General features: G+C 69.5%; 13 protein-coding genes and 2 pseudogenes. 7 read left to right on the forward strand and 8 right to left on the reverse strand.

The genetic code is table 11. The features are described 5' to 3' along the window. Window positions 1-24: 24 nt before the first annotated feature. The 3 genes and pseudogenes from K4G22_RS28295 to K4G22_RS28305 all read right to left on the reverse strand — a co-directional run. Window positions 25-924 carry an ABC transporter permease gene (locus K4G22_RS28295; protein WP_228083308.1) on the reverse strand — a complete coding sequence of 300 codons (900 nt, stop codon included), beginning with the start codon at window positions 922-924 and terminating at the stop codon, window positions 25-27. A 436-nt stretch (window positions 925-1,360) separates the two neighbouring features. Next, a complete protein-coding gene (locus tag K4G22_RS28300; protein ID WP_228084304.1) occupies window positions 1,361-1,864 on the reverse strand; it encodes a nickel-dependent lactate racemase family protein in 504 nt (167 codons plus the stop codon). A 191-nt stretch (window positions 1,865-2,055) separates the two neighbouring features. Continuing rightward, window positions 2,056-2,622: pseudogene (locus K4G22_RS28305) on the reverse strand (lactate racemase domain-containing protein); the annotation flags it as partial. 259 nt (window positions 2,623-2,881) lie between these two features. On the opposite strand from K4G22_RS28305, the gene K4G22_RS28310 reads away from it, so the two are divergent. The 5 genes and pseudogenes from K4G22_RS28310 to xynC form a co-directional block, all read left to right on the forward strand. Beyond that, the gene (locus K4G22_RS28310) at window positions 2,882-3,370 is read left to right on the forward strand and encodes a fumarylacetoacetate hydrolase family protein (RefSeq protein WP_228083309.1); all 489 of its coding nucleotides are present in this window, start codon (window positions 2,882-2,884) and stop codon (window positions 3,368-3,370) included. After that, window positions 3,367-3,753, forward strand: coding sequence for a hypothetical protein (locus K4G22_RS28315; RefSeq protein WP_228083310.1), 387 nt, complete (start codon window positions 3,367-3,369; stop codon window positions 3,751-3,753). The genes K4G22_RS28310 and K4G22_RS28315 overlap by 4 nt, the downstream gene beginning before the upstream one ends. Continuing rightward, window positions 3,711-4,523 (forward strand): ATP-dependent sacrificial sulfur transferase LarE, encoded by an 813-nt coding sequence (larE, locus tag K4G22_RS28320; protein ID WP_228083311.1) that lies wholly within the window; start codon window positions 3,711-3,713, stop codon window positions 4,521-4,523. Before K4G22_RS28315 ends, larE begins: the two co-directional genes overlap by 43 nt. A gap of 16 nt (window positions 4,524-4,539) precedes the next feature. Beyond that, window positions 4,540-5,061: a beta-galactosidase small subunit gene (locus tag K4G22_RS28325; RefSeq protein WP_228083312.1), complete on the forward strand. Its 522-nt coding sequence runs from the start codon at window positions 4,540-4,542 to the stop codon at window positions 5,059-5,061. A 182-nt stretch (window positions 5,062-5,243) separates the two neighbouring features. Further along, a pseudogene (gene xynC / locus K4G22_RS32095) lies at window positions 5,244-7,010 on the forward strand (glucuronoarabinoxylan endo-1,4-beta-xylanase XynC); the annotation flags it as partial. A gap of 324 nt (window positions 7,011-7,334) precedes the next feature. Here the strand turns inward: xynC and K4G22_RS28340 are convergent. Further along, complete coding sequence (locus K4G22_RS28340) at window positions 7,335-8,387, reverse strand: LysR family transcriptional regulator (RefSeq protein ID WP_322785162.1); 1,053 nt, start codon at window positions 8,385-8,387, stop codon at window positions 7,335-7,337. Here K4G22_RS28340 and K4G22_RS28345 point away from each other — a divergent pair. Both K4G22_RS28345 and K4G22_RS28350 read left to right on the forward strand, forming a co-directional pair. Next, complete coding sequence (locus K4G22_RS28345) at window positions 8,386-8,808, forward strand: hypothetical protein (protein ID WP_228083314.1); 423 nt, start codon at window positions 8,386-8,388, stop codon at window positions 8,806-8,808. The two genes, K4G22_RS28340 and K4G22_RS28345, sit on opposite strands and share 2 nt — an antisense overlap. Continuing rightward, window positions 8,805-9,734 (forward strand): MBL fold metallo-hydrolase, encoded by a 930-nt coding sequence (locus tag K4G22_RS28350; protein ID WP_228083315.1) that lies wholly within the window; start codon window positions 8,805-8,807, stop codon window positions 9,732-9,734. Before K4G22_RS28345 ends, K4G22_RS28350 begins: the two co-directional genes overlap by 4 nt. A gap of 314 nt (window positions 9,735-10,048) precedes the next feature. Here K4G22_RS28350 and K4G22_RS28355 read toward each other — a convergent pair whose 3' ends face one another. The 4 genes from K4G22_RS28355 to K4G22_RS28370 form a co-directional block, all read right to left on the reverse strand. Then, entirely contained in the window at window positions 10,049-10,243 is a 195-nt protein-coding gene (locus tag K4G22_RS28355) for a ferredoxin (RefSeq protein WP_228083316.1), read from the reverse strand. 88 nt (window positions 10,244-10,331) lie between these two features. Further along, a complete protein-coding gene (locus tag K4G22_RS28360) occupies window positions 10,332-11,555 on the reverse strand; it encodes a cytochrome P450 (protein WP_228083317.1) in 1,224 nt (407 codons plus the stop codon). Window positions 11,556-11,703: 148 nt separating this feature from the next. Continuing rightward, window positions 11,704-12,888 carry an NAD(P)/FAD-dependent oxidoreductase gene (locus K4G22_RS28365; RefSeq protein WP_228083318.1) on the reverse strand — a complete coding sequence of 395 codons (1,185 nt, stop codon included), beginning with the start codon at window positions 12,886-12,888 and terminating at the stop codon, window positions 11,704-11,706. Then, window positions 12,885-13,646, reverse strand: a complete 762-nt coding sequence (locus K4G22_RS28370; RefSeq protein ID WP_322785143.1) for a TetR/AcrR family transcriptional regulator — start codon at window positions 13,644-13,646, stop codon at window positions 12,885-12,887. The genes K4G22_RS28365 and K4G22_RS28370 overlap by 4 nt, the downstream gene beginning before the upstream one ends. Window positions 13,647-14,640 lie beyond the last annotated feature (994 nt).

Raw genomic sequence — 14,640 nt, forward strand, 5'->3', positions numbered from 1 at the left:
TCCGGGGGGTGCGGGTCGGGCGCCTCAACTTCGTGACTGGGCGCGGCGTCTGCGGTACTGGTCGAAGTAGACGGCGGCCCAGATGATCACGCCGACGATCACCTGCTGGTAGTGGATGCTGATGTCCAGGAGCACGGCTCCGTTGCGCACCAGAGCGATGAGGAACGCCCCGATCAGCGTGCCGATGACGCGGCCCTGACCGCCGAAGAGGCTCGCCCCGCCGATGACGGCCGCCGCGATGACGTCGAGTTCGAGCGCGATGCCGTAGTTCGGCTGTCCCGAGTTCACCCGGGACGCCGCGATCATCCCGCCCAGCCCGACCAGCATGCCGGCCAGCACGTAGATCGACGTGAGATGACGGCCGACCCTGATGCCGGATCGGCGGGCCGCCTCCAGGTTCGACCCGACGGCGTAGGTGTACTGGCCGAAGCGGGTCTGGGACAGGAGGAACGCGGCACCCACGGCCACGACCGCCGTGATGACCACGGCGAACGGGAGCCCGAGGAACTCGCCGTTGCCCAGGAGTTGGAAGGACTCCTGCAGGCCGTAGACGCCGACCGCACCGGTGACGATGAAGACCAGGCCGCGGGCAACCGACATGGTGCCCAGGGTCGCGATGAACGGCGGCACGTGCGCCACGGTGACCAGCAGACCGTTGAGCAGGCCGGCGAGGGCACCCACCGCGATGGCGACCGCCGTGGCGGCCCAGAGCGAGAATCCCAGGTCCCGGACGACCATGGCACCGATCACACCGGCGAGTGCGGCCACCGATCCCACCGAGAGGTCGATTCCCTTGGTGATGATCACCATCGTCTGAGCGGTCGCTATCACCGCGATCACAGCGGTCTGTGCGCCGATGTTGAAGAGGTTGTCCGCCGTGAGGAAGTGCGGACTGGCGAAGCTCAGCACAATGAAGAGGAGCACGAGAGCGCTGGCAGCGGTGAACTCCGAGACGGCGTGGGAGATTCTCTCCCGAAGCCATCCCGTCGGGCTTCCCCGCTCGTCGGGGGGCTGATCAGCGGGTGTCTGCGCTGCGGTTGTCATGGCCGAACCTGGTCCTTCCCCAACCTCATCGGGTGCGCCGGCAGCGAGCCGCCGCGTGCCGGCGGAACGTCAGCTGCTCCGCCCGCCGGAGACGGGCAATAGATATGATGTTTCGCTCGGACATGCGTACCCTGCCATGTCGCATCACCACTGCCAAGGCGCCTGCCTGGCATTTCTTGGTCGCTGCCCGGGCTTGAGCATGAGATACATCCAATCAATGGTGAGACCTTGCCGGCGGTGCGCGCCGGTTTGCCTCCGGCGCGCGTGGGTTCGTCGTGAGCGGGTGGGGCGCGGCGGCCGTCGATCGCCGCTCGGGTCAGGTGGTGCCGGCCAGGTAGGGGATCGTCAGAGGCCCCTGCGGCAGGACGCAGACCCGGGATGATCCCGCGGCGGCGAGCAGCTCGGAGATGTCGTGGGTCTGCCTCAGGTGAACGGCGGCCAGCTCATCGTCCGTGAGACCGCTGGTGTGCATGATCACCTCGCAGTCCGCCTGGATACGCGCCTGGATCTGGACCTGCCACTGGTCGGGGACCGTCTCGGGCCGGGCCCGGATGGACGACAGGAGGGCTTGCGGGGAGGGCGCGGACGTCAGGACGTCCCGGTAGGAGCCATGGTCGGGAAAGCCGTCACGGCACTCGGCCGCGCAGATGATCGTCCCGCCCGGACGGACGACCTGGTGGGCGGCCGAGAGGCCCTTCACCGCCTGGTAGAGGTTCTGGTCGAGGGGGAAGCCGGAATTGGTGGTGACCACGATGTCGAACGGCTCGGGGACCGGGCGCATCGCGGTGCGCCTGGCGGTGGCGCTGGCCCTCGCGTGCATCGCGAGGACATCACCACCAAAGGCCGCGACGATGTCCTTGTCCCGGTTGAGAATGACGTCAAGGGCGAAGGTGACGCCCGTGCCCGCGCGATGGCGCGCACATCGTCGTGCACCGGATTGCCCTCGGTGATGCCCCAGGTGGCGCGGGGGTGCCCGATGCGGCGCGCGTCATGCAGCGTCAGGACCGTCTCCAGCCCGGCGAGGCCGGGGGCGGCCAGTTTTGGCCCGCCGGAGAAACCCGCGAAGAAGTGGGGCTCGACGAACCCGGTGGTGACACGGACATCGGCGGCGAGCCACGCGCTGTTGAGCCGGACCGGCACGCCGGCGCCCAGGGTTCCGACCCAGTCGAGCTGGTCCCGGTCGCGGGCGTCGTGGTTGACGACATGACAGGAGTCGACGATCTAGTCCCCCAGCATCTGCCTCAGCTCGGCCGGCGAATCACCCCGGTGGGTGCCGGTCGCGACCAGGATCAGGACGTCCTCGGGACGAACGACGCCTGCCAACTCGGCCAGTACGGCGGGCACCATCAGGTGGCGCGGTTGGGGGCGTGTTCCGTCGCAAACGGCGATGGCCACGGTCTGGCCCGGCCGGACCCGTTCGCGCAGGGGTGGCCCGGCCACCGGGTGGCGCAGCGCCTCCCGCAGTACCGCCTCCTGATCCTCCGCCGCCGGATGGTGGACCGGCTCGACGACCGTGGTCGTCGCCCGGTTCACCTCGATGTCCAGGCCCTGGTTGCCGTAGTCCAACCTGACCCGCATCAGATCTCCTCCGGGGCGCCCTGTGTTGCCGCCTGCCCGGCCTGGTGGCTGAGCGGGCTCACGTCAAAGAAATACATGCGATGAATGTCTATCCGAAGAGGGTCATCCACGTCCACATTGCCGCATCAATCAGGGCTTCCCTCGGCCGAGGCGTGGTTGGCCTCTTCCTATACATCAGATGACTTGCTATCTTTCCGGCGACTGCGCCCGGGGTCGTCGCCGAGCCACGGGGGCCCCACGTACGCGGCGGGGGAGAACGATGCGGTATCCGCGAGTGGGCCCCGCCGGCGCCGAGCGTCCGGCCGTGCTGGACGACGACGGGAATGCCTTCGACCTCAGGGAGTTGACGGAGGACATCGACGGGGCGTTCCTGGCGGGTGACGGCCATGCCCGAACTCGCTCAGCGCTCGCCGAGGGGCGCCTGCCACGCCGCGACCTCAACGGACTCCGCGTCGGCGCACCCGTCGCCCGCCCTGGCAAGGTCGTCCGCGTCGGGCTCAACCACCGGGCGCACGCGGCGGAGACCGGCGCACCGGCACCGGACGGGCCCGTCGTCCTCATGCCGGAGGGGCCGGAGGGGCTGGAGGACGCGGACGCCGTGATCGCTGGCTTCGCCGTCGCCGACGATGTCTCCCCGGCCGGTGCCGCGTTCGGCGCGAACCACTTCCCCCACCTCCGGGCCGGCGACCTCGTCGAGGTGGAGATCGAAGGACTCGGCCGGCAGCGCCATGTGGTGGGCCAGGCGTGAGGCCGCCCGCCGCGCGAGAGACGGCCGGGGAAGGGGCCCGACCCCCGACGGGGCAGCCGGGTGCCCACACCTGGGAGGACCACCGGGCTCAGCCGGACGCGCACGGCCAGCTCCCGCTCGGCTACGCCCACGTCGACATCGACCGTGAGCGACGTCAGGGGGTCCCCGAAGTCGTCTACGGCCCGGGCAAGTCCGTGGGCCAGATCCGGGGCATCGTCGCCAGCCTGCTGACGAACAACCGGGGCCCAGTCCTGGTGACCCGGGTGGAGAAGGACACCGCCGTCGCCGTGACGGACGCTCTCCCCGGTGGCCATTACGAGGCCGCCGCCCGCCTCCTGGTGTGGAGGCCCGCCCCGCCCGGGCCTTCGACGTCCTCGTCGTGACGGCCGGCACCGCTGATCTGCCCGTGGCCGCCGAGGCCCTGGCGGTCTGTCGGGCGCTGGGGCTGAGCGCCGACGGGGTCGCGGATGTGGGGGTCGCCGGCCTCGATCGGGTGCTGGCGATCCGCGAGCGGCTCCAGGCGGCTGACGCCGTCGTCGTCGCCGCCGGGATGGAGGGGGCGCTGGCGAGCGTGGCGGCCGGCCTGGTCGGGTGCCCCGTCGTCGCCGTGCCCGTCTCCGGTGGCTACTTCTGCAAGTCCGAGGTGCTGGGCACCATCGCCGCTCTGGGCCGCGGGCACGGTTTCCCCGAGGTGGCCACCGGCACCAACGCCGACGACGCGGTGGACCCCCACCGCCCGGGCATCCGCGCCGGCGAGGAGAACGGCGTCCACACACCGTTGCGTGACACCGGGCTGAACAAGCACCGGGTGCGTGAGCTCAGCCGCCGCTGGCGGCTGCCCACTTGGGACAAGCCCGCCACGCCCTGCCTGGCCAGTCGTATCAGGCACGGAGTGACCGTCACCGCCCCCCGGCTGGCGCGGGTGGCGCGTGCGGAGATCGCCGTTCGGGCCGCGCTCGCCGACGCCGGTTTGCGCGTGCGGGACCTGCGGGTGCGCGACCTCGGCGAGGACGCCCGCGTCGAGGTGGATCGCGATCTCGTCGGGGCGGTCGATCCGCTTCCCGGCGTGCGGGCGGCCGTGCGGGCGGCGGGGTTCGTCACGGGCGAGATCCGGGTCGCCGCCTTCCGCAGCGGGAGCCTGCACTCGGGCTGACGGAGCGGACGCGCCTTTGCTCTGGCTGACCCCGTTTGAACGGGCGGCACGCCGAAGGAGCCGCCGAACGGGCATCCCGAGCGGGTGCACGACATCGGGGTCTTCGAGGTCAACTCGGAGCCACACCACGCGACACGCACCCGACGCGCTCGAAGGTCTCCACTGCTACGGACGTGGGCCCGAGGAGAACCACCGGGACCGCAACGACGGCTGCGATGTCGGCGCATACGTCTCCACCGTCACGGACCAGTGGACTGTTCCCTGGCCGGCGGGCACCGACCGTCACGGTCCGGCGCGAATGGCGCGCTGTGGCGGCGATCCCGAGGCACGTCCCGGAGCGCCGCGCGGGCACGAGGTTTCCATCGGTGCCGCGTCGGGTTTAGGCGCTGTCGACGACGGCTCCAGCTCTTTCCTTCGGCTCGGCGGTATAGAAAAGGAATTCCATCCGGCTTCATGCCGGGAGGGCTTGACGGCAGTTCTTCGGGACGTTAATTTGCGGAACAGTCAAGATCTTGGCCATCCGATGGTGGTCACATGATTCTTGTGGCCTCCCTGTGGTGTTTTGGAGCTCGGGGAGACTTCTGCTCTCTGGTCCTTCGGCGACCAGTTCTGTCGAAGATCATGGATATGTTTGGGAGCGCTCCCAATGCGTGTGGAACGCTGCCTGTCGGGTGGGCGAAAAAGGTGCGCGTCAGCGCTGACTTCCACTAGGAGAAGAACATGACGCAGGACGAGAACGGGCGCGATGGTGCGCCGCGTAGGTCTCCGAGTCGGAGATCCGTTCTGACGACGCTGGGGACCCTCCCGGTCCTCACCACCGCGGCCTCCGCCGTGGGCGTCTCCGGGGCCAGGGCCGCGACGGTCGCCGCCACCGCGGTGATCGACCCGTCGGCTCAGCGGCAGACGATCCGGGGCTTCGGAGGCATGGCTCACGCGGCCTGGATCGGCGATCTGACCGCTGCTCAGCGTGATACCGCGTTCGGCAACGGGGAGGGGCGACTCGGTTTCTCCGTGTTGCGAATCCCCGTTCCCGAGAACCAGGCGGACTGGAGCCGTGACGTGGCTACGGCACGGCGGGCCATCGAACTGGGTGCGACCGTCATCGCGTCCCCCTGGAACCCTCCGGCGCACATGATCGAGACATTCGTCCGGGGGAGTCAGACCGACGCGAAGCGCCTCAGGTACGACATGTATGGCGCCTATGCGCAGCACCTGAACGACTTCAACACGCATCTCAGGAACAACGGGGTGGATCTGTATGCCATATCGGTACAGAATGAGCCCGACTACGCGCACGACTGGACGTGGTGGACCCCGAACGAGATGCTCCGCTTCATGCGGGAGAACGCGGGCTCGATCAACACCCGTGTCATCGCTCCGGAGTCCTTCCAGTACCTGAAGAACATCTCGGATCCGATCCTCAATGATGCCCAGGCGCTCGCCAATATGGACATCCTCGGGGCGCACCTCTACGGTACGCAGTTCTCGAACTTCCCCTATCCCCTCTTCAAGCAGAGGGGTGCGGGAAAGGAGCTGTGGATGACCGAGGTCTACTATCCCAACAGCAGCGACTCGGCGGATCTGTGGCCCCAGGCGCTCGATGTCGGGGAGCATATACACCGCGCCATGGTCGATGCCGAGTTCCAGGCCTATGTGTGGTGGTACATCCGACGGGGCTACAGCCCCATGCGGGAGGATGGCCAGATCAGCAAGCGGGGCGCGAACATGGCGCAGTTCGCGCGTTTCGTCCGCCCCGGGTACGTGCGGATCGAGGCGACGGCGAACCCGGCGTCCAACCTCTATGTCTCGGCGTACCGGGGCGGCGAATCCAACGTCGTCGTCGTCGCCATCAACAAGGGCACCTCCGCGGTGAACCAGCAGTTCTCCCTGGCCAATACCTCCGCGTCCAGCGCCACGTACTGGCTGACCGACGCCAGCCGGAACGTCGCGCCGCAGGGCACCGTGAACGTCTCCAACGGCAGCTTCACCGCGGCACTGCCCGCGCGAAGCATCACGACTTTCGTGACCAGCGTGAGCGGCGGTTCCCCCGGCGGCATCGACACGGGGGCGTGGTACGTGCTGGTGAACAGGAACAGTGGCAAGGCGTTGGACCTGTACAACCTGGCGACCCAGGACGGGGCGCGGGTCACTCAGTGGTCGCGGAACGATCAGGCGCAGCAGCAATGGCAGTTCGTGGTCTCGGGAGACGGTTACCACCGGCTGAGGTCCCGTCACTCGGGGAAGGTCCTCGATGTGATGGACTGGTCGACCGCCGACGGCGCGGGCATCGTGCAGTGGACCGATCACAATGGCGCCAACCAGCAGTTCCGGGCCGTGGACTCCGGTGGCGGGCATGTGCGGTTGATCAACCGCAACAGTGGCAAGGCACTTGAGGTTCAGGATGCCGCCACCGGGGACGGTGCCAACATCGTCCAGTACACCGACCACGGTGGCGCCAACCAGCAGTGGCAACTGGCTCGGGTCGGTTGACCGGGGCGGATCATCCGCCGCGCACCGACAGCGCCTCACGACACGACGCCGCCCGAGGGGGATCCCGTGCCATCGGGCGGTGACGGCGCTCCGGCCCCACTTGGCACCGTCACGGGCGCCGGCCGAGGGCGCCATCCACCAGGTCCAGCGGCGTGGGGCGCCCGGGATCGCTCACGAGCCGGCGGCACGCGGCGTCAGCCGTCCCCGTACGTGACGGACCGGTCTCCCAGCAGGTCCAACTCCGCGGGCCGAGCCGGCGGCACCGACGCGACAGGCACTGCTGGCTGCCGTGTGCTGCCAGAGTCCGGGCGCCACGCGTTGTCACCGTGCCCTTCCTGGCCGGTCCGACCGAACTCCATCGCTGGCCAAGGACGGCTCGGACACACCACGGTCGTGCCGCGTGGCGCGGGCGGCGGACGTCATGACCTCGACGAAGCCGTGCACGAGCGGGCCTCGGTCACGACGCCGCCATGCGACGACGAGCGGACTGGGTGCGACGCCCGCCACCGGAACGACGACGATCCCGGGGGCCCGGTTGATCGTCATCGGAGCGAGCCCGATCGCATCCGACCACCGAACGGCCTGAATACACTCCCGTACGGTCCGCACCGTGATGTCGGCGCCGGCTCCCTCCGCGGTTGTGTGGCCGCCGGCCCAGTAGCGCCGCCACAGCGCGTCGGCGGTGTCGGGGAGACGGAACCAGCGACGGTCCCGCAGGTCCTCCAGGCGCAGCAGCTCCCGAGTGGCGAGCGGGTCCGTGTCCCTCATGACGACACCGACCGGGTCCCGGCGGATCTCGGCGACCACGACCCCGGCGGCGTTGAACGGACCGCGCGTGACGGCGACATCGACGAGGCCCCGGCCGACGCCCACGGTCGGGTCGCTGAGGTCGCTCTCGACGATCCGGATGTCCACTCCGGGGTGGCGGGAGCGGAACGTGTCGATCAGTCTGCGCCCGGCACGGTCCACGCTGTCGGCCAGCGTCCCGATCGTCAGGCTGCGCGCACCGGCTGCCCGTGACATCAGGGACGGCAGGGACGCGACGCGCGCCAGTACCTCGCGTGCCTCCGGCAGCAGCGTGGCACCGGCCCGGGTGAGGGCCATGCCACGGGCGGAACGTGTGAACAACTCGACGCCCAGCTCGCGCTCCAGGCGCTGGATCGCCCTGCTCAGCGGTGGCTGCGACATGCGCAGCCGATTCGCGGCCCGGCCCACGTTGAGCTCTTCAGCCACCGCGACGAAGTAGCCGAGAGAACGCAGGTCCACCACCCCACAACCATACTCTCCGGGTATCGCCATACCGATCAGGTGTTGGACCGCGGCCCGCGACCGAAGGTGCAATCGAGGGGTGAACCATGAAAAGGAAGCAGCCATGCTGCGCACCCGGACCGAACGTGGCGGCGCGGTCTTCGCCGAGACCCTCGGAGTCAGCGCGAGCGAGTCTCCCGGCGCGCTCTCGGAACGGGTCGGCAGCCGGTTCTCCGAGGAGGCCATACTCGCGGCGGGGGGCCCGGCGTGGCACGATCCCGCCCTTGACGACCGCAGCCGTAGTGCCGCGATCCTCACCGCGCTGACCTGTGAGGGGGTGGGCGGCACCAGGCTCACCACACAGCTGGAGCGCGCGGTGCGCGTCGGGCTCGACCAGCCGGCGCTGGAGGTGCTCACCGTGCTGCTGTCGCTGTACGTCGGCCAGGCGCGCACATCCGTGGCGGCCGAGGAGATCCACCGCTTCTTCCTGCGGCGCCGGCCGGAAGCCACGCCGGACGCGGTTTCGGAAGGGCGTGACGCGTCGTGATCTACGTGCTGGCCGGCGCCGTGTTCGCCGGCGTCGCCGCCTCGCTCCTCGCGATCAGGTCCTTCCGGCCCGCGCCGTTGCCCGCGCCGGCGCCGTGGACGGACCCGCTGCCGGCCGCACAGCCACCCGCCGGCATGGCGATCTACCAGCTGCCGACGGGAACATACGAGAATCGAGCGCTCCTGGCCTATCGCGGTGGATCCCTCAGCGACGTCCGAAGGTTCGCGGCAACCGCCGTGCTCGTCCGGCATCCGGGAGGCGATCTGCTGATCGACGCGGGGTTCGGTGCGAACGTCGACACCCACATCGCGGCCATGCCGTCCTACAGACGTACCCCGCACGAACTCGGCACCACGGTTCTGGACCAGTTGCGGGCGAAGAACTACGACATGGCACGGCTGCGGGGCGTCGTCATCACCCACGCGCACTGGGACCACGTCAGCGGCCTGGCGGACCTCGACGTGCCGATCTGGATGAACCCGGCGGAGAGCCGCTACGTCGAACGCGCGAAGGACGCCGCGGTGTTCCGTGACATCGCGAACCAACGCGAGATCCACCACTACACGTTCGACGGACCGCCGTATCTCGGCTTTCCGCACAGCCATGACGTCCACCGGGACGGCTCGGTGGTCGTCGTCGAGGCAGGAGGGCACACGGACGGGTCAGTCGTGGTCTTCGTGAACCTCCCGGACGGCCGCCGGTTCGCGTTCATCGGTGACCTGACCTGGCAGCGGGAGGGTGTGACCCTCCGCGCGGAACGGCCGAGGTTGCTGCGGATGCTGGCGGATGTCCAGCCGGCGCGGGTGCGCGAGGGCCTCCTACGCGTCATCGCCCTGGCGGACCGGTTGCACGTGGTTCCCGCCCACGATGTCCGGGCGTACGAGCCGATTCCGCGGTGGTCCTCCAGCGACCACGACGGCGGGTAGCCCCTCACCCCGCGCTCGCCCGGGTCTCTGAGGTCTCCGCGCGGCGCAGAATGACCAAGGAGGAGATCCACCGCGTGATCGAACCGCTCGGCTCGATCAGCACGACCCTCGCCACCGCGGACCCGGAGGCGAAGGCCGACGTCTACCGCAGTCCGGGCCTGACCCCGACCTACCGGCCCCAGAAACAACTCGTGCGGGTCGAGGCTAGCCTCGACCCGCACGAATTGGGGATAAAGTCCGTGTGGAGAAGTGGACTCCGGTACGGCTGCCGAAGCCCGCTCACCGCCCTGGGCCTCCGTTTCAGCGGGATGTCGTCATTCCACGATGTGAATGGCCAGGGCCGGGCAAACCGCTGTGGCGTGCCGGACGTCCTCCTCGTCGCTTGTACCCGGGGTTGCGGTGATGAGGACGGCGATGCCGTCCTCATCACGCTGGTCGAAGACCTCGGGGGCGGCCACCACACACTGGCCGGAGGCCACGCACCTGTCCTGATCGAGGGAAACCTTCATACATACTCCTCAGTCTCTTGTGAACGCTTGGCGAACAGCGGGCAGTTGAGGGAGCGAGCGGGACGGAACCGCGTTCCCTCCGCGGCGCCTACCAGGTGACGGGTAGCTCGTAGACGCCGTAGACCGATCCGTCGTGTTTGAAGGGGATGTCGTCCAGCTCGGCGGCGAGCCGCAGGGTGGGGATACGCCGGTACAGCGTTCCGTAGACGATGTGCAGTTCCAGCCGGGCGAGCGGTTGGCCCAGGCACTGGTGGACGCCGAAGCCGAAGGCGACGTGATGCCTCGCGTCGCGGTGGATGTCCAGTTGGTCGGGGTGCTCAGGGAAGGCCAGGGGATCCCGGTTGCCGATATCGTTGGCGAAGATCAGCCCCTCGCCGGCCCGGATGGTCTCGCCGGCGATCTCGATGTCCTCCAGCGCCACGCGACGCCGTCCGCTGTGGGTGATATGCAGATAGCGCAGCAGCTCCTCAACCGCCCCGGCGATGAGCCGGGGGTCGTCCGTCTCGCGCAGCGCCGCCAGTTGGTCGGGGTGCCGCAGCAGGGCGAGGGTGCCAAGCGCGATCATGTTGGCCGTGGTCTCGTGACCGGCGATCAGCAGCAGCACACCCATCTGGGCCGCCTCCAGCCGGGTCAGCTCGCCGGCCAGGACACGTTCGGCCAACTGGGAGAGCAGGTCGTCCTTGGGCCGACGCGACTTCTCGGCCACCAGGGAGTCCAGGTACTCGGCCAGCCGGCCGTGGGCGACCAACCGCTGTTCCTGCGTCACATCCCGGTTGATGATCGTCTTGCTGTTCTCCTGGAAGAAGTCGTGGTCGGCGTAGGGGACGCCCAGCAGTTCGCAGATCACCAGGGAGGGCACCGGGAGCGCGAACGCCTCCACCAGATCGACCGGTTTGGGACCGGACAGAAGCTCGTCGACGAGTTCGTTCACGATCTGCCGCACTCGTGGTCGCATCGCCTCCACCCGCTTGATGGCGAACGGCGCCGTGACCATCCGCCGAAGCCGGGCGTGTTCCGGGTCGTCCATCAGGATGAACCCGATGGTGTTGCCCTGAGGTGGGACAGGCGCCGAACTCGGGTACCCGGGCCGCGTGATGTCAGCGCTGACCCTCGGGTCCGCCATCAGCGCGCGCTGCTCCGCATACCGGGTGACCAACCAGGGGGTACTGCCGTCCCACAGGCTGACGCGGGTGAAGGGGCCCTCCTGTTGGCGCTCCAGCAGCGGTGGTGGGGGGTCGAACGGGCAACCGCTCGCGCGGGGCATCGGAAAGAGTGGCAGCTCGGCCGAGGCCGAGGACGTGGTCTCGATCATGGCGTCCCTTCGTCGTGTGGGGTTGGGGCTGTCGCGGGGCCGGCACCGGGAAGGCGCACCGGACCCGCGTCGCTGAGACGCGGCGGATGTCAGCGGCATGCGGGGGGAGTCGCACCTGCGGGAGGAAGGTGGGCGGGTCCGCGGGCGTCTATGCCGGGGAGATGACCGACCAGTCGTGGATGACGTCCCGTCTCAGGCGGCGTGCCTGTTTCGGCATGTTCCAGCCCAGGACACCGGTGACCACTTCCCTGCGCCGGTAGACGGCGACGAAGCGGCGCTCGACGACACTGCCCTCGGCGATCTCGACCTCGTCTTCGGCGGAGGGCACGCCGTACACCTGGATGCGGGCGTCGAACTGGTCGGTCCAGAAGTAGGGGACGGGGCAGTAGGGTCGCTCGTCACCCAGCAGCGCGCCGGCCACGGCGATCGCCTGCTCGGTGGCGTTGGTGCGGTTCTCCAGCTGGACATAGGTGTTGAACCCCTGGTGGTGCCAGCGGGCCACGTCGCTGGCGGCGTAGACGCCCTCGGCCGCCCGGCAGTACGCGTCGCAGACCAGCCCACCGTCCGTGCACATCCGACCGCCGTCCAGCCAGGCGGTGTTCGGCTCGCCGCCGATGGCGACGACCACCACGTCCGCCGGCAGGACCTCGCCGGTGCCCAGCCGCACACCGGTGGCCCTGCCTCGGTCCTCGGCCAGGCCGTCCACCGCGATCCCCGGGCGGAGCCGTACTCCGCGCTCGGTGTGCAGAGCGGCCAGCTGCGCCGCTACCACGGGGCCGAGCCGCCCGGTCATGGGCGCCGGCTGCGGGCCCACCAGGGTGACGTCCAGCCCGCTGCCGCAGGCTGTGGCTGCGATCTCGCTCCCCAGCACACCGTCGCCCACGACAACCAACCGCGTCGCGGTCCGCATCGCCGCGCGAAGCGCCAACGCGTCGTCCACGGTACGCAGGCAGTGGACGTTGGCGAGACCGTCCTGGCCCGGCAGCTTCCGAGCACGCAGCCCGGTCGCCACGACCACGCGGTCTGCCTGGAGGGCACGCGAGGACGTGGTGTGGACGGTCAGGTTCTCGGTATCCATTTCAACTGCCCGCTCACCGAGCAGGAGGTCCGCGTCCAACTCGTCCAGAGCGGAAGGCACCCGTAACCGTGTGCGTGTGACGTCCCAGTGACCGGAGAGAAGCTGCTTGGACAACGGCGGTCGGTCGTATGGGATGTGGGGTTCGGCGCCGAGCACCGTCAGGGCACCCGAGTAGCCACGCCGGCGCAGCGCCTCCGCGGTGGTGAGCCCTGCGGCGGAGGCGCCGACGATGAGGACGCTCGACGGGGCGCTCAAGAGGGCATCCGGGAAGGAACGGCGTCCGGACATCCCCGTGCGGTGGCGGTACCCTCCGGAGTCCGCGTCATCGCCAGGAACGCGTCGGCGGTGCCCTCAACGGCAGGTGTGGCGGGAGCGAGCCACAGCCCGACGAGCGCGTCGACAAGCGCGGTGGTGTGCTCGGACCAACTCACCGTCGCGGTACGGGTGTCCTCAGCCAGAGTCCGTTCACGCTCGGCGAGGGAGTGCACCAGAAGCAGACGCGCCATACCGGCGCGGAGCACCAGGACCTGGGGTGGCAACGTGGGAAGACATTGCTTCAAGCCATCAAGGGCGCGCTGGAGCGAGGGTCGGCCGAGAACTTCGTCGAGCATGCTCGCGCGCAGGGTGGGGTCGGTCATGATCTGAGCGGCGAACCGCGCATACCAGCTGGCACCATCGAGGGCGGCGAGATGTTCGGTACCGGGGCGCACCAGGCAGGAGCACCAGTCCCGCACGTCGGTGGAGTCGCCGATCTCGGCCAGCATCCGGGTGCGCAGCACATCGATCTGGTCCGCGTGCCGGCTGACGATCGCCCGCACCAGGCCGGCCTTGTCTCCGAAGTGATAGCCGACCGCCGTGTTGTTGCCCTGGCCGGCCGCCTCGCTTATCTGCCGGCTGGAGACAGCGACCACGCCCTGCTCGGCGAACAGCCGCTCGGCCGCCGTCAGTATGGCTCTTCGCGTCTCACTGACTCGGTCCGACCGGGAGGTTCCACTGGCCATGGGAAACGCCACCGCTCCTCATCTGGGGCTGCCGTCATCGTGCGTAACCCAGTGAAAGGGGTTTCCTGACAGTCAGTCAAGCGCATGACTTAAAAGCGGTGATGTCGATATCCCCTTCACGGGTGGTCGAGTACGCCGCTCGGCCAGTGGGTACCGGGGCAGGGGAGTTGGCCACAGCGTGAGGGGAGGCATCCGGTACGGGGTCGGCAGCTCACGGGGGTGGCGGGCGGAACGGCTGTCGCTGAGACGGTTTCCGGACAGCGTGGCCTGAGTGTCGGCGACGCCGAGCGAGTGGAGGGCCGGCGGGAAGCGGCCACGGCCGGACGGCGCCGACCAGCCAGGCCACCCCAACTGCCGTGGCACGACGAGGTCTACGGCTACCGCGGACACGGCGGCAGAAGCGCCCGAACCGTGTTGTGGCGCCGTCGCGGTCAGAAGGATCACAGGACAGTCCATGAGAGCCCGTCAGCCTAGAAGCAACGGCGGGTGGTACCGCCTCGGTGAGGGCGCTCAGGCGCAGCAGTGGACGGTCAGGGTACTTCGGGTGAGGGCGTGGACGTATGTCTCGGCGCCCGCCAACAGGCGCAAGTGCTCATCGGTGCACGAGAAGGACCGCTCCGCTCTCAGCGGTGCGGGTGTCGCTCAGTCCTGGCCGCTGGCACTCGGCGTCGATGTCGTGGGCACCGTTACGGACTCCGCCTCACTACGGTTCGCGCCCGGCGACCGAGTGTCGCTGAGGCCGCTCCGGGCGGCGGCTATCGGTACGGCCGGGTTCACCGCGGCGCTCGCGGTGCTCGCACTCGGTGACGCCGGCGTGAAGCCCTCGCACGGAGAGGTCCTGGTGACCGGTGCTGCCGGCGGGAAGGACTGGTCACCGGTGCGTCGGGATAGCGCCCCGTACCCGCTTGTCGGCGTGCTCCGACATGCCACAGCTGCGGGAAGATCCGCGCGCCCTCTTCGTGCACGCCGTTGACGACGCGTCGCCAGCCGTCCAGGGCGTCCTCGC

The sequence above is a fragment of the Streptomyces profundus genome (genome assembly GCF_020740535.1).
Taxonomy (GTDB): Bacteria; Actinomycetota; Actinomycetes; order Streptomycetales; family Streptomycetaceae; genus Streptomyces; species Streptomyces profundus.

Coding starts and splice junctions, on each gene's coding strand:
- K4G22_RS28300 (WP_228084304.1), bottom strand. CDS start 1,864: ATGCACGCGAGGGCCAGCGCCACCGCCAGGCGCACCGCGATGCGCCCG.
- K4G22_RS28310 (WP_228083309.1), top strand. CDS start 2,882: ATGCGGTATCCGCGAGTGGGCCCCGCCGGCGCCGAGCGTCCGGCCGTG.
- K4G22_RS28345 (WP_228083314.1), top strand. CDS start 8,386: ATGCTGCGCACCCGGACCGAACGTGGCGGCGCGGTCTTCGCCGAGACC.
- K4G22_RS28340 (WP_322785162.1), bottom strand. CDS start 8,387: ATGGCTGCTTCCTTTTCATGGTTCACCCCTCGATTGCACCTTCGGTCG.
- K4G22_RS28355 (WP_228083316.1), bottom strand. CDS start 10,243: ATGAAGGTTTCCCTCGATCAGGACAGGTGCGTGGCCTCCGGCCAGTGT.
- K4G22_RS28360 (WP_228083317.1), bottom strand. CDS start 11,555: ATGATCGAGACCACGTCCTCGGCCTCGGCCGAGCTGCCACTCTTTCCG.